This window comes from Mesorhizobium sp. LjNodule214 (genome assembly GCF_964252735.1).
Taxonomy (GTDB): domain Bacteria; phylum Pseudomonadota; class Alphaproteobacteria; order Rhizobiales; family Rhizobiaceae; genus Mesorhizobium.
In genome coordinates, this window is record NZ_CAXUPE020000001.1 from 1388304 (window position 1) to 1408160 (window position 19857).

Here is a 19857-nt window from a genome sequence, read left to right on the forward strand (position 1 = left end):
CAGCCCGCGACATGCTGGAAGCGCATTTCCGGATCGCTTGGCGGTTTACAGCGTCCTCGTGTGGCCTTAATCCGGAAGCTCACAAAAACATGGCATCCATCTCAAGGGTGCCGCACCGGCGAGGAAATCAAGAGCATCATGGCCAGGAAAACCGAAAACAGCGGTCCCTCCGTCAGCGCCCAGGAGGCGTTGGAATTCCATGCCATGGGCCGCCCGGGCAAGCTGGAGATCGTCGCCACAAAACCGATGGCGACGCAGCGTGACCTGAGCCTCGCCTATTCGCCGGGTGTCGCCGTTCCCGTGCGCGCCATCGCCGAGGATCCGAGCCGCGCCTTCGACTATACGACGCGCGGCAACATGGTCGCCGTCATCTCCAACGGCACCGCCATCCTCGGTCTCGGCAATCTCGGCGCGCTGGCCTCCAAGCCGGTGATGGAAGGCAAGGCGGTGTTGTTCAAGCGCTTCGCCGATGTCGATTCCATCGACCTCGAAGTCGACACCGAGGATGCCGACGAGTTCATCAACTGCGTGCGCTACCTCGGGCCCTCGTTCGGCGGCATCAATCTCGAGGACATCAAGGCACCCGAGTGCTTCATCATCGAGCAGCGGTTGCGCGAATTGATGGACATTCCGGTCTTCCATGACGACCAGCACGGCACCGCCATCATCTCGGCCGCCGGCCTGATCAACGCGCTGGAGATCACCGGCCGCGACATGAAGACCACGAAGATGGTCTGCAACGGCGCCGGTGCCGCCGGCATCGCCTGCATCGAACTGATGAAGGCGATGGGTTTTTCGCCGGAAAACATCATCCTGTGCGACACCAAGGGCGTCGTCTTTCAAGGCCGCACCGAAGGCATGAACCAGTGGAAGTCGGCGCATGCGGTCAAGACCGAGGCGCGCAGCCTGGCCGAAGCGCTGGACGGCGCCGACGTTTTCCTCGGCGTCTCCGCCAAGGGCGCGCTGACCACCAAGATGGTGCAGTCGATGGCCAAGAACCCGATCATCTTCGCCATGGCCAATCCCGATCCGGAGATCACGCCGGAGGAAGTGGCCGAGATCCGCACCGACGCCATCATGGCCACCGGCCGCTCGGATTATCCGAACCAGGTCAACAATGTGCTCGGTTTCCCCTACATCTTCCGCGGCGCGCTGGATGTCAGGGCCACCACCATCAATGACGAGATGAAGATCGCCGCGGCCCACGCGCTGGCCGAACTGGCGCGCAAGGACGTGCCCGACGACGTCGCCGCCGCCTATCAGGGCAACCGGCCGAAATTCGGCCCCAACTACATCATCCCGGTGCCGTTCGACCCGCGCCTGATCGCGGCCATCCCGCTTGCGGTCGCCAAGGCGGCGATGGACTCGGGCGTCGCCCGCAAGCCGATCCTCGATCTCGATCGCTACGCGCAGGAGCTTTCGGCCCGCCGCGACCCGATCGCCTCGACGTTGCAGCGCATCTACGACCGCGTGCGCCGCCAGCCCAAGCGCATCGTCTTCGCCGAGGGCGAGGAAGAGCAGGTGATGCGCGCCGCCGTCTCCTATGTGAACCAGAAGCTCGGCACCGCCATCCTGCTCGGCCGCGACGACGTCATCAAGGAGAATGCCAAGCAAGCCGGCATCGAGCTCAACAAGCAGGGCATCGAGATCATCAATGCCAGGCTGTCGCGCCGCAACGGCATCTACACCGACTATCTCTACGAGCGCATGCAGCGCAAAGGCTTCCTGTTCCGCGACTGCCAGCGGCTGATCAACAACGATCGCAACCATTTCGCCGCCTGCATGGTGGCGCTGGGCGATGCCGACGGCATCGTCACCGGCGTGACCCGCAACTATTCCACGGCGCTCGACGACATCCGCCGCATCATCGACGCCAAGCCCGGCCACCGCGTCATCGGCGTGTCGATCGTGCTCGCGCGGGGACGGACGGTGCTGGTCGCCGACACCGCCGTGCACGACATGCCGAATGCCGAGCAGATTGCCGACATCGCCGAGGAGGCGGCCGGCTTTGCCCGCCGCATGGGCTACGAGCCGAGGCTCGCCATGCTCGCCTACTCGACGTTCGGCCATCCTCAGGGCGAACGCTCCGAGCGCGTGCAGGAAGCGGTGCGCATCCTCGACAAGCGCCGCGTCGATTTCGAGTATGACGGCGAGATGGCCGCCGACGTGGCGCTGAATGCCCGTGCCATGGCGCAATACCCGTTCATAAGGCTCACTGGCCCGGCCAATGTGCTGATCATGCCCGCATTCCACTCGGCCTCGATCTCGACCAAGATGTTGCAGGAGCTCGGCGGCTCCACCGTCATCGGCCCGCTGCTGGTCGGCCTCAACAAGCCGGTGCAGATTGTCTCGCTGAACGCCAAGGACAGTGACATCGTGAATATGGCGGCGATTGCGGCGTATACGGCGGGGGCCTGAGAAATGGCTGCATAAGAGCAATTGGGGGGCAAGCTTCCGTCCCCTAGTGCACGTGTTTGTTGGACAGCCTATGTGGAGCCATGTCAAAATCAGCGCAGACCGAGACGAAGGGGCGACTGTGAACCAAGAGCTTTCAAGGAGGCTTCAGTTTTTTTTGGAACGTGGTGTTTCCGGAAGGAGCACTCAGTCGGCTCCTGGACTGGCTATCGGATCGCTGCGAGGCCCGGTTCGAGAAGACAATCAAGACCGGGCTGCCGTCGCATACATGGTTTCTAAAAGCGGTGCTGCTGCCTTGGTAGGAGTTGTCTGCGACGGGATGGGAGGTATGGCGGAAGGTGGCGTTGCGGCCACGCTTGCAACTAGCGAGTTTTTAGCAGGGCTGGTTTCTAATCTTGATAATCTTTCGCCGCCTGTAATCTCCGTTGCCGTGCGAAACGCCAATGATGTAGTCTATCGTCAGCTAGGTGGAAATGGAGGCACAACACTTACAGCGTTGGTTGCATTGGGTACAGGTCATAGTTGGGCCGTCCATGTTGGAGATAGCCGTCTATATTCCATCGATGATACTGATGGGTTGGTTCTTCTCACTAGGGACGATACTATCGAAGGTGTGGTCAAAGGTTCTCAGGCCGACGAGGACTCCCTCGACAGTCGCCTGCTGCAGTTTATTGGGATCGGTGATTTCTATTGACCCCCACATTTTTCCTGTCGATGGACAGGTCAGAAAGCGCTTTTTACTAACGTCGGATGGAGCTCACAGTCTGGGGAGAAAGATCCTTGAGGGGGTTTTTCGTAATACTCGTGGTGCAGTCGATGCGGTAAGGAGGCTCACCTATATCGCAGACGCAACCAACGTTGCAGACAATGCTACAGCCATCGCGCTATCCATGGCGGATTTTTCTCCTGTGCCGCAGTTTCACGGTGGATCAACGTTGATGGTTTGGAGTCCCTCAGGTGCACTCGAACTCTGGCTGCAAGGTGGTGGGGCTGACTCCACAGACCGCCCGGTTAAGCGGATCGCTAGTAGCCATCCGGCACCAAAACGTGAAAAGTCCTCCAAGCCGAATAACAAGGTTGGATCAAAACGCAACGTGCGTGAAAAAGTGACAGGTTCTAAAGAAAAGACTAAGCCTCAGCGACCTCAACTTAGTATCAAGTTCGGAGCTGACGGGAGCAGTTCGGATGATTAGTCTGCCACCAAGGTACGCCAAAGTACTAAAGGTGCTCGACGGCGGGGGAATGTCAGATACCTGCCTGTGCGAAGATTCTCATCTTCAGCGCCGCGTCGTTGTTAAGGGCCTTAAGCCGGGAATCGAAAAAGCATCGTTTGATGGATGAGCTGGCGGCCCTCTCAGCCATTCGATCTAAGTATGTCGTTCAGGTCTTAGACGTCATCTATGACGGCGGTGAAATTGTTGGTCTTGTCGAAGAGTTCATTGATGGCCCTGACCTTGCGCCGCTCCCGGCGCCTATTGATATGACAGCGGCTCTGAGGGCACTTTATCCGATGTTCGCGGGTATTGCAGAGGTCCATGCCCACAGCCGGCTGCACCGTGACCTTAAGCCCGAGAACATGAAATTTGACGGTGCCGGAGTCCTTAAACTCTTCGATTTCGGGTTGGCGAAATTGGCAACTGATGCGAAAACGCAAGTGCTCTACTATACAAAGGGGTACGCAGCGCCGGAGATATTTCAGACCGATGCGTCAGGTAATCACAACTTCACCACCGCAGTTGACGTCTTCGCGATTGGCGTCTCGTCCTTGTGGCTTCTTGGTGGCGGCAAGATACCGGCGGAGTTGTACCATATCCCGCCGACGCTCCCTTGTTTTGATTTTGCCGCGCTAGGCATCGCGTTTCCACCGAGTATCGCGACAGTTATGAATCGAACAATAGCCCAAAGTCCGAAAGATAGGCCGAGCGCAGAAGAGGTGCGACTAGTGCTTTCGCGCCAATTACTATTTGACAAGCATAGGATGTTGATTACAAACGGTGCGCAAGTTCACAGCTTGAGTGCTCTGTCTCGGAATGTTAAGTTAACTGTTGGATCTGACACGGTAAGCCTAAAATACGATGGGTACGATTTCTCGGTTACGGCTGTTTCAGGGCATGTGCGACGAAATAATAAGCAGATGATTGTTGGAGATAAACTCGTCGGAGCGTCCGTGATAGTGCTTGGGCCCCCAAATGGTTACAGAACCTCTATAACTGCCGATGTTTCTCATCCGGAGGTTGTGCTATGAATGGTCCACTTACAGCGGACACGCCTCCGATAGGGGGGCGGTACCAGCCGAAGTCATGGATTAACGCGGGGGGCATGCAGCATGTGTACCTGGCCGAAGATAAGCTCTTTGGCCGAGAGGTTGCACTCAAGACCCCGAAGGATGATGCCGGTGCGAAGCGTTTCAGGCAATCCGCAGTTGTTAGTGCAAAGGTGAATCAGGCAAATGTAGCTAAAACATTGGATTACCTTGAAGAACCGGACGATCGAGCATTCTTGGTGGAAGAACTGGTTCACGGGGCTGATCTGGAGACGGTGATGTCAATCTACTTGCCATTCTTGCCGCCGACTACGTGCGCAAGATTGATGCATCAGCTGGCAAAGGGATTGGCTGCGTCTCATGCAGCAAAAGTTGTTCATCGTGACCTCAAGCCAAGCAACATTACGATCGTAGGCGGCTGGAAATTTGAAGGAGCCAAAATCACGGATTTTGGTATAGCAAAGTTGGCGGAAGATGAGATAGGCGCGTGGGCTGGGTCTCAGGGTACAACGCAATTAAAAACTGTGTTGGGAGCAATTCCCTACATGTCTCCAGAAAGTATAAACGATTTCAAGGTGGCAACCATGCCATCTGACGTGTGGTCGATTGCTGCTATAATATATCGACTTCTCTCGGGAGTGCCGCCTTTTGGAACTGGTCTGAAGTCGATACCAAAGATAATTGATGCAGTGGCGCCTGAGCTTCCTCAACAAGTTCGTCCTGTGCAATTTATGGAACTTGGAAAGCAGCTTTTTGAAATAGTAATTAATTGTTTAAAGAAAGATCCATCCAAACGTCCAACTGCGGAAGAGCTGGTAAAACATTGCGAGGCGCTGTGCTACTCCTTAGATCCCTACGAGCTAGGTGTTATAAGCAAGATTAATAATAGCACGACGGGATTCATACACGCAGACCATGGGAAAGATTTAATGTATCACAAAGCAAACTTCTATGGCGGTGGAGGCGTATCCGTTGGAAAGCGAATTTGGTTCGCTCGGGCTCCTGGTTTCGGCAACGACCGCGCGTTTCCCATTGTCTACTTGAACACCAAGAAATAGGCGTTGCCCGTTAAGGGCCGCCTACCAGTGGTCGGACGACATTGCCGCCAACTGGCCGCTGGCCAGCAGGTCCTGCGCCATGATGTGGTCATCGGATCGGTCAAAGTGCGGATAGCCCACCCCAGCCATAAGAGATTGATAACGTCCATCGGGTATAGGGAACCTCTTGCCGACTTGCCGTAACGGCATGTGCGGCGCGCTCAGACCGCCAAATGGGGGTGCGGCCATGAAGCATGACGGAGTTCCTGCATCCGCGGTCGGCCACGGGGTCTACCACGACGAGCGGCTCGATGCGCTGCTCAGCATCACCGGCCGCATGGACGGCTATCTCTACCGCTGCCGCAACGATCAATCCTACACCATGCTCTATATCAGCGACGGCATTTTCACCGTCAGCGGCTATCCGCCCACGGATTTCGTGCACAACGCCGTGCGCGACTATGTCTCGGCCATCCACCCGGACGATCTTGCCTCGGTCTATGCCGCCGTCGACGCCGCGCTCGAGGCGCGCCGCAACTGGAACGTCGACTATCGCATCGTGCCGAAGGCCGGCGAACCGCTCTGGGTCCGCGAGATCGGCGGCGGTGTCTGGGACGATGCCGGCGAGCTCGAATTCCTGGAAGGGTTCGTCGTCGACATCAGCGACCGCAAGGTTGTCGAGGACCTCAACGCTGAGCTGCTGCAGGATCTGAAGGTCGCCAACGAGGAACTCTCCGCGCAAAAGCGCGAGATCGAGCTCGCCAAGCAGCAGAGCGACCATTCGGCCAACCACGATCTGCTGACCGACCTGCCCAACCGGCGCGCCTTCCACAACGAGCTCAAATCGGTGGTCGCCCGCTGCGGCGGCACCGGCCAGGCGGCCGGCCTTCTGTTCATCGACCTCGACCGGTTCAAGGAGGTCAACGACACGCTTGGCCACGAGGCCGGCGACGCGCTGCTGCAGCGCGTGTCGAACCACCTTCGCTCCGTCCTGCGCAGCGACGATTTCGTGGCGCGGCTCGGTGGCGACGAGTTCGCCTTCCTGTTCTCGGGGCAATCGGACCAAGCCAGGCAAAAGGCCGTGCGCGTCGCCGAACGCGTCCTGGAACGGCTGCGCATCAAGGTTCGAGCGCCGAATGGCGACATCCAGGTCGGCTGCACCATCGGCGTCGCCATCTATCCATCCGAAGCCGGCGACGGCGACGCTCTGGTCGCGCTGGCCGACCGGCTGATGTATGTCGGCAAGAAAAACGGCCGCGACCGGCTGGTCACCGCCGACGCCCTGGAGCCTGCGGCCAGCAAGCATCGCCGGACTGCCTGAGCGGCGCGCTCATCGCAACGGCCTCGGCCCTCGACATGAAAAAGGCCCGCAGCGTTCGCCGCGGGCCTTTTCGTCGAGATTGCGGATTTCTCAGAACGAGCGCTGGAAGCGGACGATGCCGCCGATCGCGTCGGAGTCGTCCGCGTCGAAATTGTCGTAATAGTCGACTTCGCCGGTGATCGTGTAGCCCGGAACGATGGTGTAGGCGACGTTCGCCGCCACGGCGAAGTCCTTGGCGTCGGTGTAGGAGACCTGCGCGTTGAAGGCCGTCTTCGAGTTGAACTTGTAGGTGCCGCCGCCCCAGACGGCGAAGTTGCCGGTCCATGGCTTGTAGAAGCCGACGCCGTTGGCCGGGATGGCGTTGCTGGCGTCCGAGAGGTTGTCGTCGGTGCCGTAGCCGGCCATCACGAACAGGGTCAGTTCCTTTGTCGCATTCACGTCGAGGCGAACCTTGCCGGCCACCTCTTCATAGTTGCTGTCATAAGCAACGACGCCGGTGATCGCACCCCAGTCGCCATTGTACTTCACGCCGCCGACGACGTGCGGGACATAGCTGTCGATCGTGCCAATCGCGCCGGAGCCTTCTTCGAGCGAAACCACCGCCGAGAAGCCGTTGCCCGCGTCGAAATAGTAGCTGATCAGGTTGGTGTCCTTGATGCCGTAGGGAATGATCGTGTCCTGTACGACATTGCCGGCATAGCCGATGAACGAGTCATAGACGGATTCGTCCTTGCCGACCCGCAGCCCGCCGAGCTGGATCCAGGCGAAGTTCAGCGAGACACTTGAGGGACCACCATTCGGGTAGTTGAAGCGGGTCTCGGTGTAGGTCTTCAAGGTGCCGAGCTCGGTTTCCTGGCCGGTCCAGGTCTTCAGTGCGAAGCGCGCGTTCTTTTTCCAGGTGTCCTGAACGTCGCCGTCCTGGACGTCGGTGGCTGTCCGGCCGTCCAGCACACGACCACCGTCGCCGAACGAGGCGTCATAGCGGATGTAGCCGCCGATGCGCAGGCAGGTTTCGGTACCGGGGATGTAGAAATAGCCGGCGCCGTAGACGTCGCAGATCTTGACATACTCGGCCGGTTCCGGCTCGGCGACGACGACCGCGTCGGCGGCGCGTGCGCCCGAAACTGCGATCAAAGCCGCAGCGGAGCCGAGAAGAAGGCTCTTGATGTTCATTTTCTTGAATCTCCAGTCAAAGGTTCAAATCAGGTCGGGCATGGCTCTGAAGCCTGCCGCTTCACCCCACGTTGAAAGCCGCGCATCGCGCCGTTCTTCCGCCCCCGACATGGCCTGAGCGGCGGCGGCATTCAACAGAGATTGTGTTCGAAAAACGACTTTTCGCGTCACGTCATACATTTGCCAAGATGGCACAAGCGGCACGTCTGAAACAAATGACACAAGATTTGTATTTCAATAGGCTTGAGATAGGCGGATTTTGACTGTTTTTCGAAGGGTACTTATTCGACTAATATCTGGGAAGGAGGCTCACGAGCGATGGATCAAACCCGGAAGGTCAATCGGGCGAAAGATCGCGCGCGGCCGGCACGACGTCGCCCACCATGTCCTGCTTCAGCATCTCGATCGGAATGCGGCCGTCGAGTTCGGGCGAAGGGCGGGTCAGCCAGAACCAGGCAAGCCTCGGATTGGCGATCGCCGCCAGCACCTCGCTGATCCCCGCGGCAGGCCTGCCGTCGACGAACTGGGTCAGCGGGAAGGCATGCTTGCGGCCGCCCTTGCGCAGCGCAATGACCTCGTTGCGCCTTTGCCAGCGGTGCAGCGTCGAGCGCGGTATGCGAAACTTCTCCTCCAGATAGGTCGATCCGGCGACCTCGCCTGCCCAGTCCTCGATCAGCATCGACTGAAGATCATCGATCGGCTTGCGGAGGGGCGGGGATGCAAGCCTCTCGATGTCCTTTCCCGGCGCAGGGCTCTCATCCGCGCTGTCGGCACTTGCCATGCCCGGGCCGGCGCTTGCCGTGCCCCCGCGCGCGATATTGTCCGCCATTGCGCGGAGGAATTCGGTAGCGAGCGCAGTCCATTCGCCCTTGAAGGAGCTGACCGCAAGCCGCTCCGTCTGCGACAGGAAGGGAAGTGCCGCAGCGATGCTGCCGGCGATCACGCTGGCTGAAGCCAGGGCCTGTGTGTCCAGGAGGACGCCGTGCTGGATCAGGGCCTGTTGCACAGCTTCCGCCACCAGGCCCGCCAAGGCCTCCTGCGAAGTTCCGTCCATCGGATTTTGAAATCTGGTCATGCATCTGTCTTGCTGGTCGCGCGCTCTCCTCCACAGCTGCGGCCGGTTGTGGAACGGCTACAGCGGAAAGCGGAAATCGAGCCGACAACGGATGCAGCGACCCGACAGGCTGCTGTCTTGCATTTTTGACACCCCGACTGGCTGCGGGCGTCTCGAAATATCAGTCGCGAAACGCCTCGATCGCGTCTAGGTGCGCTCTATGACAGGCGCGCGACAGGCGGCGTCGTTTGATGCCAATCAGGGGTGACGCAACGAGACTATAGCAGCCCCGCCTGCTCGGCTTCGCGGCGCAAATTCTGCCGCGGCCGCGGGCCGATCTGCTGGATGACCAGCCCGGCCGCCAGCGAGCCGAGGTCGCCGCAGTCCTTCAGGCTGCGTCCCGTCGTGTAGCCATAGAGGAAACCGGCGGCGTAGAGGTCGCCGGCACCGGTCGTGTCGACCAGGTCCTTGATCGTCGTCGCCTCGATGGTGACGGTCTCGTCGCCGCGCACGATGACCGAGCCCTTTTCCGAGCGGGTGACGGCGGCGATCTTGCAGTCCTTGCGGATGGCGGCCAGCGCTTCGTCGAAAGCGGCGGTCTGGTAGAGCGATTTGATCTCGTGGCTGTTGGCGAAGACGATGTCGACGGTACCCGATCGCATCAGGTCGAGGAACTCGTCGCGGTAGCGGTCGACGCAGAACGAATCCGACAATGTCATCGACACTTCGCGCCCCGCGGCATGCGCCAGCCGCGCGGTCTGCCTGATCGCCTCCTTGGCGCGCGGCGGGTCCCACAGATAGCCTTCGAAATATGTGACCGCAGCACCCGAGGCCTTGTCGGCCTCGACGTCCTCCGGGCCGAGCTCGACGCAGGCACCGAGATAGGTGTTCATCGAGCGCTCGCCGTCCGGCGTGACGAAGATCATCGAGCGTGCCGTCGGCGGCTCGCCTTCGAGGGGTTTGGTATCGAAGGCGACGCCCTGGGCCTGGATGTCATGGGTGTAGATTTCGCCGAGCGCGTCGTTCGACACCTTGCCGAAGAAGGCGGTGCGGCCACCGAAGCTGGCGATGCCCGCCGCCGTGTTGCCGGCGCTGCCGCCGGACGCCTCGATCGCCGGCCCCATGCGGCTGTAGAGCAGTTCGGCGCGCCTGGTGTCGATCAGGTTCATCGCCCCCTTGATGATGCCGTTGGTCTCGAGGAACGCCTCGTCGCACTGGGCGATGATGTCGACAATGGCATTGCCGATGCAAAGCACGTCATAGTCCGGCATCAATATCTCCGCCAACAACCACCGGCTTTTTGCCATGCCGGCCGGGCGCGGGTCTAGCGAGTTGGAGCCGCTTTGCCTACCCCGAAAATCGGCATCGCCTTCCGCCGTGCCGACTCGCCGTCGGCCACGATGTCCGGGGCTGCGGCAGCCATCGCATCGAACTGGACCATGTCAGCCACGACGATGGCGGCTATGGTTGCGTCGCGATCGAAACATTTCCGCCTCGCCGTGAGCTAGAAGCGGTCCGATCAATTGTGAAAGTGCGAACGAGCAATGCCCGCAAAGCCCGACATGACCACCGAACTGGCCCTGCTCGGCGTGCTGGCCGTGCTCTGGGGGGCGTCCTACTCCTTCATCAAGGTCGGCGTCGAGACGATCCCGCCGGTGACCTTGATCGCAGGGAGGACACTGATCGCCGGCGGCATCCTGCTGGCGCTCATCCGCTGGCGCGGCCTCGCCTTGCCGAGGGATGCCGTGACCTGGCGCCGGTTCATGTTCCAGGCCTGCCTGAACAGCGTCGTGCCGTTCACGCTGATTGCCGACGCCGAACGCTCGATCGATGCCGGCCTTGCCACTATCCTCAACGCGACCTCGCCGATCTTCACCTTCCTGCTGACGGCGCTGATCACCCGCCATGAACCGGTGACGCTACGCAAACTGGTCGGCGTCGGCGCCGGCATTGCCGGCATATGTCTCATCGTCGGCGCGCAAGCGCTGGGCGGCCTTGGCCACCAGCTCTGGGCGCAGCTTGCCGTCATTGCCGCCACCGTCAGCTACGCGGGTGCCGCTATTTTCGGACGCAACTTCAGGGGACTAGACCCGATGCTGCCGGCCGCCGGCTCGATGATCTGCGGCGCGGCGATCCTCATACCGTTGAGCCTCGTCTTCGATCGGCCCTGGACGCTTTCGCCCTCGACCGCGTCGATCCTTGCGCTGCTTGGACTGTCGGTGTTTTCCACCGCGCTCGCCTTCTCGATCTTTTTCCGCCTCATCCATACATTGGGCTCGGTCGGCACGACGTCGCAAGCCTATCTGCGCGTGCCGATCGGCGTCGGCATCGGCGCGCTTTTCCTCGGCGAGAGCCTGGGTTCGACGGCCTGGCTCGGCATGGGTTTTGTCGTCGCCGGCGTGGCGGCCATGACCATCCCGGCCCGCAAGGCAGCGCTCGCAGGGTAGGTAAGTCGCCCTTGTGGCCTGTCGGGTCGCCGCCTATCTCGGAGATGTCCGTTTTGTCCCAGGGGTGGAAACGCCGTGATCCTTGACGCTGCCCGCGCCGCTGCCAGTCAGCTGTTCTCCCCCGAATTCCGAGCGGTTTTCCTGAAGACGCTCGGGCTGACCCTGCTGGCGCTGGTGGCGCTGTGGTTCGGTCTGACCGGTCTTGTCGACTGGCTGGCCCTGCCGTGGGTCGAAGCGCTGTTGCCCGGTCTACCGTCCTGGGCCGGATGGCTGAGCGGCCTCGTCGCCGCCATTGCTCTTGCCTTCGGGATGGCGTTGCTCATCGCACCGGTGACGGCGATCATCGCCGGCCTGTTCCTCGATGATGTCGCCGAAGTGGTCGAGCGCACCGACTATCCCGGCGATCCGCCCGGACGCGCCGTGCCGGCGCTGCGCTCGCTGGTGCTGTCAATAAAATTCTTCGGCGTCGTCATACTCGGCAACGTCGTCGCCTTGCTGCTGCTTTTGGTGCCGGGCATCAACATCGCCGCCTTCTTCATCGTCAACGGCTATCTGCTCGGGCGCGAGTTCTTCGAATTCGCCGCCATGCGCTTTCGCCCGGAGGCCGAGGCCAAGGGCCTGCGCAGACAGTATGCCGGCACGGTGTTTCTGGCTGGGCTGGCCATCGCTGCCTTCCTCGCCGTGCCGTTGCTCAATCTGGTGACGCCGCTCTTCGCCGCCGCCATCATGGTGCATCTGCACAAGGCGATTTCGGCACGCGAAAGCCGCCGGTGACGATCCTCAGCGGCTCGCCGCCATATCGACGACCGTAAGGCTCATTCGCCGGACTTGCCAAACAGCGCCTGCAGCTTGCCGAACGGCATGGCGGAGCGGGTGAAGCCGAACGTGCCGTCCTGCTGGATCTCGCGCGCCGCCGTCTCCAGCATGCCGAAGGCGAAATTGGTCAGCCACGGTCCGAGCGAGATGCGCTTGACGCCTGCCTGGGCAAGGTCGGCGACGGTGAAGCCCGGGCGCGCCATGACATTGACCGGCTTGCTCACCGCCGAGCACACGGTGCGCACGGTCTCGATATCGCCGAGCCCGGGTGCGTAGAGCACGTCGGCTCCGGCCTTCTCGAAAGCCTGCAACCGCTTGATCGTGTCGTCGATGTCGTTCCTGCCCCACAGGAAATTCTCGGCCCGCGCCGTGAAGACGAAATCGCGCTTCAGCGCGCGCGCCGCCTCGACCGCTGCTGCGACGCGCTCGACCGCGTGCGAAAAATCGTAGATCGGCTTGTCGGGATCGCCGGTGTGGTCCTCGATCGAGCAGCCGGCAAGGCCGGCCGCCTCGGCCGCGAAGATGGTTTCGGCGGCACGCTCGGCGCTGTCGCCCTTGCCGCGCTCGAGATCGGCTGAAACCGGCAGGCTGGTCGCCGCCGTCACCTCGCGGCAATGGTGGATCATGGCGTCGAACGTCACCGCGCCGTCGGGCAGGCCGCGCGAGAAGGCAAAGCCGGCGCTGGTCGTGGCCAGCGCGTTGAAGCCGAACGAGGCGAGGAGCTTCGTCGTGCCGACATCCCAGGGATTGGGCATGACGAAGGTCGAGGCATGCAGGTCGCGAAAGATCTTGCCCTTGTCCATGGAGACTTCCTTCAGATACGGAATTGTGGGGCGGAGTCTATCGTGCCGGTTTCCGCCGGGCAAACGAATGCGTTTGGCTCAGAAGCGTTTGGCGTTATCTGCTGACAAACGCTCGAATGCGTCGGAGTCCTTCGCATAGCGTGGCGCCGCCTTGTCCCAATGATAGGTGACGGAAATATCGTCCGACGAGGCCTTGGGTGGCGGCTCATCGCAGCTCTCGCCGCTCGGCACGGTGGCGTCGGTGACAGTCACCTTGATCGTCGCGTAGGGCTGATCGCCGCCACTTGTCTGGAAGGCCAGGTTCTGCGTGCGCCTGTAGGCGCAGACATTTTCATCGAACGTGTGGATCATGTCGATCAGTTCGAACCGGTCGTTGCGCACCATGATCAGCGGCGTGGCCACGTAGCCCTGGTTCGAATTGAAATGCGTGCTCATGGTGATGAGGACGTCATCGCCGGGACCGATCGACAGTTCTCCGGGATCGCGAAAATAGGTGCTCCTGTCGACGGCGACATTGACGGCGTCGAGCAGTTTCGGCTTGCCGGTGATGTCGTAGAGCGCCAGCACGGCATAACCTTCGGCGCTGTCGGGAGAGTCGCCGAGGTCGAACAGCATGGTCAGCCGGTTCTTGCCGCCGGCCTTGATGCCGAGCACGGCAGCATTGGGGAGGCTCGATGTCGGCGGCGGCGAGCCACCGCTATCCGGACCCTCGATGTGGCGCATCTCGATCGGCAAGGTGCCACCATAAAAGCCGTCGGTGCCCATCTTCAGGTCCGGAATGACCATTCTGGCAAGGTCGAGATAGGTGACGTCCTGGTGACCGGGCAGGGCAGTACCCAGATCGGGAAAGCCGACGCCTTGCGCACCCGCGGTCGCCCCAAGGCAAGGCAGCAACAGGCAGAAAAGGACAAAGCGAAGCAAAAGGTTCATGCGTGGCCCCGGGGCTGGCGGGCATCAAGCTAGCACGGACAAACGAGGCATACAGCCGGGTGTACCGGCTGAAAGCTCAGTGGATCGGCACCAGGCCGGCCAGCTCGCGCATGTCGTCGAACAGGATGCCGCCGGCCTCCGCCAGGCCGTCGGGGTCGGAATACGGATCGGCGTGATAGGAAAACACCCGCATGCCGGCGGCGATGCCGGCTTCGGTCCCGGCGACGCTGTCCTCGATGACGATGCAGTCGGCGGGCGCGCAGCCCATCGTCTTCGCGGCATGGAGGAACAGATCCGGAAACGGTTTGCCGCGCCCAACCATGGTCGAAGAGAACATGGCGTGCTCGAACAGCGGCAGCAGCCCCGTTTGGCCAAGCGTGATATGCATCTTCGACACCCGCGCCGACGATGCGACGCAGTACGGGATGCCGGCCGCACGGACTTTCTCGATGAACTCCCGAACGTATGGGATCGCCTCGACGCCATGCGCGAACAGATCCGGCAAGCCGGCGTTCCAGCGGTCGACGAAATCGGCGCCCAGGCTGATGCCGGTCGCCTCGATCTCCTTCTGCACCGAGACCATGCTGCGGCCGGAGAAATGCTTGCGGCAGTATTCGAGCGTGGTTGTAAAGCCGGCGGCGCTCAGCCATTCAGCGAGGCGTTGATTGGCGAGATTCTCGGTGTCGACCAGAATACCGTCGCAATCAAAGATAACCAGTTTCGGTATGCTCATCAGGCGGTGCCGGTCGACCCAAATCCGCCCGAGCCGCGCGCCGTGCCGCCGGCCAAGGTGCGCTCCTCGACCACTGCTTGTGTTACCGCCGCAAAGACGATCTGGGCGATGCGCATGCCGCGCGTCACGGCAAAGTCCTCGTCGCCGAGGTTGATCAGCAGCACCTTCACCTCGCCGCGATAGTCGCTGTCGATGGTGCCGGGCGTGTTGAGGCAGGTCAGCCCATGCCTGAAAGCAAGGCCGGAGCGCGGCCGGACCTGGCCTTCCATGCCTTCCGGGATTTCCAGGATCAACCCGGTCGGCACCAGCGCGCGTTTTCCAGGCAGGATCAGCAGCGGCCGGTCGTCCGGCACTGCGGCGCGCAGGTCCATGCCGGCGGCTCCCGAGCTTTCATAGGCTGGCAACGGCAGACCCTCGCCATGTGGCAAGCGAACGAAACCGACGGCAGGGCCGATGACGGAAGTGGGATAAAGAGCTGCGCGCATGAGGCCGATCCTATCGGCAAGAGCGCCGATCCAGTCAACTCGGCGGCCAAGCTATCAACGGCTTTCTTTTGCGACGGTTCCGTTTCAGCGCAGTTCCACCGGCACGACCGTCGTTTCCTTGATCTCCTCCATGACGAAAGAGGCCGAGACGTCGGACAGCGGCACCTTGGCGATCAGCCGCTGGTAGAGCCGGTCATAGGCTTTGACGTCGGCGACGCGGGCGCGCAGCACATAGTCGAGATCGCCGGACATGCGATAGACGCCGGTGATCTCGGGAAAGCCGGTCACAGCCGCACGGAACTTGTGCAGCCAGTCGGGATCGTGATTGGAGGTACGGATCAGGATGAACACCGATAGCCCCAATCCAACCCTGTCGGCGTCGACCAGCGCCACCCGCCCGGTGATGACGCCATCCTCCTCCAGCCGCTTGACCCGCCGCCAGCAGGCATTGCGCGACAGCGATACTCTTTCGGAAAGCTGGTCGACCGACAGCGTGCCGTCGCGTTGCAGCTCGGCCAGCAATCTTCGGTCTATTTCATCGATTTCCTGCGCCATATTGGGATGAATGTCCCAAATTGTAGGCCATGACAAGGACAAATTGAGACCAATGAACCTTCGGCCTGTGGCAGGATACCCAGCATCGGGGCTTATCCCGGCAGGAGGGATCACCATGACGCAGCTTTCGAAGCTCTTCACCTCGCACCCGGCCAAGGTGGGCGAGACCTATTTCAGCCATATGGCCTTTGCCGGTTGGTTCTGCTCGCGCCTGTCGATGGCTGCCGGTGCCGCGCTCGTTCACGCTTTCTTGCCGTTTCTGTTCGAGACTACGGCAAGCCGAATCGTCCGCGAGCTCTACGAGCGGACGCACAACAGAGGCTCGCACGCGACCAAGGAGCCGGCGGCTCTGATGGATCGCGCATAACGGACGGTAGAAGCGATGTGCCGGTGGGCGGCCTATCTTGGTGAAGCGGTCTTCCTCGAAGATATCGTCACGGCGCCCTGCCACTCGCTGATCGCCCAGAGCCACTGCGCCCAGGAGGCCAAGTCGCCGACCAATGGCGACGGTTTTGGTCTCGCCTGGTATGGCGACAGGCCCGAGCCTGGCCTCTATCGCGACATCCTGCCGGCCTGGTCCGATCCCAATCTGAAGAGCCTGTGCCGGCAGATCAAATCCGGCCTGTTCCTCGCCCATGTGCGCGCCTCGACCGGCGGCGCCACCAGCCGTATGAACTGCCACCCGTTCATCTCCGGCAACTGGTCGTTCATGCACAACGGCCAGATCGGCGGCTTCGAAAAGATCCGCCGCGCGCTCGAGAATTCGCTCTCCGACGCCGTCTTCGACCAGCGCGAAGGCACCACCGATTCCGAACTCTTTTTCCTGCTGATGATCGACGAGGGTCTTTTGGCCGATCCGCAGGGGGCAGTCTCGCGCGCCACCAGCCGCGTCATCGAAGCCTCCCGCCGCGCAGGTCTTGAGCCGGCTTTGAAACTCACCGCCGCCTTCTCGGACGGGCAGGCGCTTTACGCCGTGCGCTATGCGACCGACGCCCATGCGCCGACGCTCTACACCTCCGTTTTTCGCCATGGCGCAGGGCGGTGCATTGTGTCGGAGCCCTTCGACCGCGATGGCGGTGACTGGCAGGCAATCCCGCCATCGAGCCTTGTCACCATCGGCAGTGATGGCATGGCCATTCGTCCTTTCGCGCCGGCCGTCGCAAAGCTGGCACTCGTCGTCTAATTGCAAATTGGCGCAATCCCGATCAAGCGTCATCGATGCTCGAATGCTGAACTTGGCTTGAAGCTGCGCCGCAATCCTCCATTTGGTGAGGCAAGCGCGGCCAAAGCCGGAGCATTCGTCATGGACCTCGTCTTTTCCTCGACCATCGAACTGGCCGCCGCCATCCGTGACCGCAAGATTTCCACAGTCGCGGCGCTGGACGCACATCTGGCGCAGATCGATAGGCACAACGGAGCGGTCAACGCAGTCATCATTCTCGACCGGGAAGGAGCCCGCGAACGCGCCAGGCAGGTCGACGCGGCATTGGCGCGCGGCGAAATCCTTGGCCCGCTGCACGGCGTGCCCTTCACGTTAAAGGACATGCACCAAACGGCAGGCATGAGAACAACGGTCGGCTTTCCACCCTTTGCCGACTATGTAGCGAAGGCGGATAGCCCCGTGGTCGCACGGCTGAAGGCAGCCGGTGGCGTGCTGATGGCCAAGACCAATGTCGCGACGATGCTGGGTGATTGGCAGTCGGACAATCCGCTGTTCGGCCGCACCGGCAATCCATGGAACCTCGATCGTACCGCCGGTGGCTCCAGCGGCGGCGCGGCTGCCGCGGTCGCAACGGGCATGACGCCGTTCGAGGTCGGCACCGACATGCAGGATTCGATCCGCCTGCCTGCCAGCTTCTGCGGCGTCTATGGCCTGAAGCCGACCGAGCACCGGATCTCGCTGGCCGGCGCCTTTCCCGATCCCGGCGGCGCTGCGCGCAGCGTGCGGCTGATGTCTTGTCTCGGCCCGCTGGCGCGGACTGTCGAGGACCTGGCTTTGATCTACCGGATCATCGCCGGGCCGGACGGAGCCGACACCGACCTCGCGCCGGTACCGGTCGAGGCCATGCCCGAGCTGGACCTCAAGGCGCTGCGCATTGCCATCGCGCCGTCCTTTTCCGGCTTTCCGGTGGCCGGCGAGATCAGCGCTGCCGTCGAGCGCCTTGCTCGCCAGATGGAGGGCGAGGGCGCCGCGGTGGAAGAAGCAAAACTGCCGAAGCTCGACCTGCACGACGATCTGGAACAGGGCGGCGAACTGATCGGCATGATGCTGGAGGCCGCGCAGCCGGAAGCACCGGAGCAGCCGACACCGCTCTCGCGCTGGTTCGAGGCGCTCGCCCGCCGCGACCGCTCGATCCTCGCCTGGGACCGGTTCTTCGAAACCTGCGACGCGCTGCTGTGCCCGGTCGCGATGTGCACGGCGTTTCCGCATTGCGAACCGGGAACGTCGATCGAGATCGATGGCAAGCAGCAAATCTATTGGATGTTGCCGGCCTATGGCGCGGTCTTCAACTATTCCGGCCATCCGGCGCTATCGTTGCCCGGCGGCCAGGACAGCAATGGCCTGCCCATCGGCCTGCAACTGGTCGGCAGGCGCTGGTCGGAAGCACGGCTGCTCGGCATCGCCAGGGCGATCGAGCCGCTCACCGGCGGCTTCCGCCGCCCGCCTGGCTATTGAGCGAAACGGCCAAGCCCATACGGAGTAAGCAGCGCATTGCGCTCGCCGTCGAGGATCTCCTGGGCAGCAAACAGGCCGACGGCGGGCGCCAGCGTGATGCCGGAATGCATGACCGCGACATAGAGGCCGCTGACGCCCTCGGCGCGGCCGATGATTGGAAAGCCGTCGACAGGTGTCGGCCGGTAACCGATCGTGTGGAAATCCAGCTCCAGCCCGTCGGCGCCGCGCAGCATGCTCTTCGCCGTCGCGAACAGGTCGCGTGCGGTCGCTTCGGGGTCCAGACCCGGATCGCCGCCGCCGAAATCGGAACCGACGATGATGCGGCCCTCCAGCGTCTGGCGCATATGCAGCGGCTCGCCCATCACCAGGCCGTTGAGTAGTTTTTTATACGGGCGAGAGTGGACGATCAGGCCGGCCGGCGTCTCGATCGGCAGCTTTATCCCGGCCGTCTCGGCGATGGCCGGAGCGCCGGCGCCGGCAGCGATCACCACCTCGTCGGCGGCAATCCGCTGCCCCGAAATCTCCACGCCGGTGACCTTGCCGTTGCTGTGCACCAGGGCGGTGACGGCTCCGACGATCATGTTCGCCCCGCGCCGTTCGGCATCGGCCAGCAAGGCCTTCGCGGCCGCAACCGGCTCGGCCACGCCTTCTTCGGCTACATGCAAAGCGAAATCGGGAGGTTCGACGAGATTGGGCTCAATGCGCGCCGCTTGTTCGCGGCCGATACGCTCGACGCCATAGCCCCAGGACGAATGCTCGGCGGCATGCGCTTCCAGCCTGTCCACCGGCATGTCCCAGCACAGGCTGCCGCACCAGGCCAGCGGCAGGCCGGGCAGGTCCTTCGCCAGCCGCGTCCATTCCTTCATGGCACGGGTGCGCAGCCGGTAATAGATCTCGGGATTGCCCCAGCTGGCATTGATCCAGGCAAAGGAATTCGGCGTGGCGACACCGCCGGCGCCGCTCTCAGCGATCACCGTCACGCGTGCACCTGCCTTGGCCAGATGCCAGGCGATGGAGGCGCCGATGATGCCGGCGCCGATGACGATGACTTCCTTCGCACTGCTCATACTGAACTCTCTCCGAATGGGCTCCCTGATGCCATTGCGGTGGTCCAAGCTCAAGTGCGGTCAAGGCCTGTCCGCCCAAAA

20 protein-coding genes are annotated in these 19857 nt (G+C 62.1%); 11 read left to right on the plus strand and 9 right to left on the minus strand.

Annotated elements, in window-relative coordinates:
• The first annotated feature begins 138 nt into the window (after positions 1-138).
• From ACSQ3Z_RS06715 to ACSQ3Z_RS06740, 6 genes are all read left to right on the plus strand, one after another.
• A complete protein-coding gene (locus tag ACSQ3Z_RS06715; RefSeq protein ID WP_436170548.1) occupies positions 139-2418 on the plus strand; it encodes an NADP-dependent malic enzyme in 2280 nt (759 codons plus the stop codon).
• A 118-nt stretch (positions 2419-2536) separates the two neighbouring features.
• Positions 2537-3109: a PP2C family protein-serine/threonine phosphatase gene (locus ACSQ3Z_RS06720; protein ID WP_436170549.1), complete on the plus strand. Its 573-nt coding sequence runs from the start codon at positions 2537-2539 to the stop codon at positions 3107-3109.
• Positions 3096-3608 (plus strand): hypothetical protein, encoded by a 513-nt coding sequence (locus tag ACSQ3Z_RS06725; RefSeq protein WP_436170550.1) that lies wholly within the window; start codon positions 3096-3098, stop codon positions 3606-3608. Before ACSQ3Z_RS06720 ends, ACSQ3Z_RS06725 begins: the two co-directional genes overlap by 14 nt.
• 98 nt (positions 3609-3706) lie before the next feature.
• Positions 3707-4660: a protein kinase domain-containing protein gene (locus ACSQ3Z_RS06730; protein ID WP_436170551.1), complete on the plus strand. Its 954-nt coding sequence runs from the start codon at positions 3707-3709 to the stop codon at positions 4658-4660.
• On the plus strand, positions 4657-5736 hold the full coding sequence (locus ACSQ3Z_RS06735; protein ID WP_436170552.1) for a serine/threonine-protein kinase: 1080 nt from the start codon (positions 4657-4659) through the stop codon (positions 5734-5736). Before ACSQ3Z_RS06730 ends, ACSQ3Z_RS06735 begins: the two co-directional genes overlap by 4 nt.
• Positions 5737-5962: 226 nt before the next feature.
• Positions 5963-7036 (plus strand): sensor domain-containing diguanylate cyclase, encoded by a 1074-nt coding sequence (locus ACSQ3Z_RS06740; RefSeq protein ID WP_436170553.1) that lies wholly within the window; start codon positions 5963-5965, stop codon positions 7034-7036.
• Positions 7037-7126: 90 nt separating this feature from the next.
• On the opposite strand, the gene ACSQ3Z_RS06745 is transcribed toward ACSQ3Z_RS06740, so the two are convergent.
• The 3 genes from ACSQ3Z_RS06745 to ACSQ3Z_RS06755 all read right to left on the minus strand — a co-directional run bounded on the left by ACSQ3Z_RS06745 (position 7127) and on the right by ACSQ3Z_RS06755 (position 10534).
• A complete protein-coding gene (locus ACSQ3Z_RS06745; RefSeq protein WP_436170554.1) occupies positions 7127-8209 on the minus strand; it encodes a porin in 1083 nt (360 codons plus the stop codon).
• A 337-nt stretch (positions 8210-8546) separates the two neighbouring features.
• Entirely contained in the window at positions 8547-9284 is a 738-nt protein-coding gene (locus tag ACSQ3Z_RS06750; RefSeq protein ID WP_436170555.1) for an antitoxin Xre/MbcA/ParS-like domain-containing protein, read from the minus strand.
• Positions 9285-9541: 257 nt separating this feature from the next.
• A complete protein-coding gene (locus ACSQ3Z_RS06755; RefSeq protein ID WP_436170556.1) occupies positions 9542-10534 on the minus strand; it encodes an adenosine kinase in 993 nt (330 codons plus the stop codon).
• Between the two features lie 273 nt (positions 10535-10807).
• Between ACSQ3Z_RS06755 and ACSQ3Z_RS06760 the strand changes: the two genes are divergently transcribed.
• Both ACSQ3Z_RS06760 and ACSQ3Z_RS06765 read left to right on the plus strand, forming a co-directional pair.
• Positions 10808-11710: a DMT family transporter gene (locus ACSQ3Z_RS06760; protein ID WP_436170557.1), complete on the plus strand. Its 903-nt coding sequence runs from the start codon at positions 10808-10810 to the stop codon at positions 11708-11710.
• A gap of 75 nt (positions 11711-11785) precedes the next feature.
• Positions 11786-12484, plus strand: a complete 699-nt coding sequence (locus ACSQ3Z_RS06765) for a sulfate transporter family protein (RefSeq protein WP_436170558.1) — start codon at positions 11786-11788, stop codon at positions 12482-12484.
• Between the two features lie 41 nt (positions 12485-12525).
• On the opposite strand, the gene ACSQ3Z_RS06770 is transcribed toward ACSQ3Z_RS06765, so the two are convergent.
• From ACSQ3Z_RS06770 to ACSQ3Z_RS06790, 5 genes are all read right to left on the minus strand, one after another.
• On the minus strand, positions 12526-13329 hold the full coding sequence (locus ACSQ3Z_RS06770) for an isocitrate lyase/PEP mutase family protein (protein WP_436170559.1): 804 nt from the start codon (positions 13327-13329) through the stop codon (positions 12526-12528).
• Between the two features lie 78 nt (positions 13330-13407).
• Positions 13408-14259 (minus strand): hypothetical protein, encoded by an 852-nt coding sequence (locus ACSQ3Z_RS06775; RefSeq protein ID WP_436170560.1) that lies wholly within the window; start codon positions 14257-14259, stop codon positions 13408-13410.
• Between the two features lie 76 nt (positions 14260-14335).
• Complete coding sequence (locus ACSQ3Z_RS06780) at positions 14336-14992, minus strand: HAD family hydrolase (protein WP_436170561.1); 657 nt, start codon at positions 14990-14992, stop codon at positions 14336-14338.
• Positions 14992-15477: a dUTP diphosphatase gene (gene dut, locus ACSQ3Z_RS06785; protein ID WP_436170562.1), complete on the minus strand. Its 486-nt coding sequence runs from the start codon at positions 15475-15477 to the stop codon at positions 14992-14994. The genes ACSQ3Z_RS06780 and dut overlap by 1 nt, the downstream gene beginning before the upstream one ends.
• An 84-nt stretch (positions 15478-15561) precedes the next feature.
• Entirely contained in the window at positions 15562-16032 is a 471-nt protein-coding gene (locus ACSQ3Z_RS06790; protein WP_436170563.1) for an Lrp/AsnC family transcriptional regulator, read from the minus strand.
• Between the two features lie 115 nt (positions 16033-16147).
• On the opposite strand from ACSQ3Z_RS06790, the gene ACSQ3Z_RS06795 reads away from it, so the two are divergent.
• The 3 genes from ACSQ3Z_RS06795 to ACSQ3Z_RS06805 all read left to right on the plus strand — a co-directional run bounded on the left by ACSQ3Z_RS06795 (position 16148) and on the right by ACSQ3Z_RS06805 (position 18709).
• On the plus strand, positions 16148-16399 hold the full coding sequence (locus ACSQ3Z_RS06795; protein ID WP_436170564.1) for a DUF6356 family protein: 252 nt from the start codon (positions 16148-16150) through the stop codon (positions 16397-16399).
• 15 nt (positions 16400-16414) lie between these two features.
• Positions 16415-17215, plus strand: a complete 801-nt coding sequence (locus ACSQ3Z_RS06800) for a class II glutamine amidotransferase (RefSeq protein ID WP_436170565.1) — start codon at positions 16415-16417, stop codon at positions 17213-17215.
• A gap of 120 nt (positions 17216-17335) precedes the next feature.
• On the plus strand, positions 17336-18709 hold the full coding sequence (locus ACSQ3Z_RS06805) for an amidase (RefSeq protein ID WP_436170566.1): 1374 nt from the start codon (positions 17336-17338) through the stop codon (positions 18707-18709).
• Here the strand turns inward: ACSQ3Z_RS06805 and ACSQ3Z_RS06810 are convergent.
• The gene (locus tag ACSQ3Z_RS06810; RefSeq protein ID WP_436170567.1) at positions 18703-19776 is read right to left on the minus strand and encodes an NAD(P)/FAD-dependent oxidoreductase; all 1074 of its coding nucleotides are present in this window, start codon (positions 19774-19776) and stop codon (positions 18703-18705) included. The genes ACSQ3Z_RS06805 and ACSQ3Z_RS06810 overlap by 7 nt on opposite strands.
• Positions 19777-19857 lie beyond the last annotated feature (81 nt).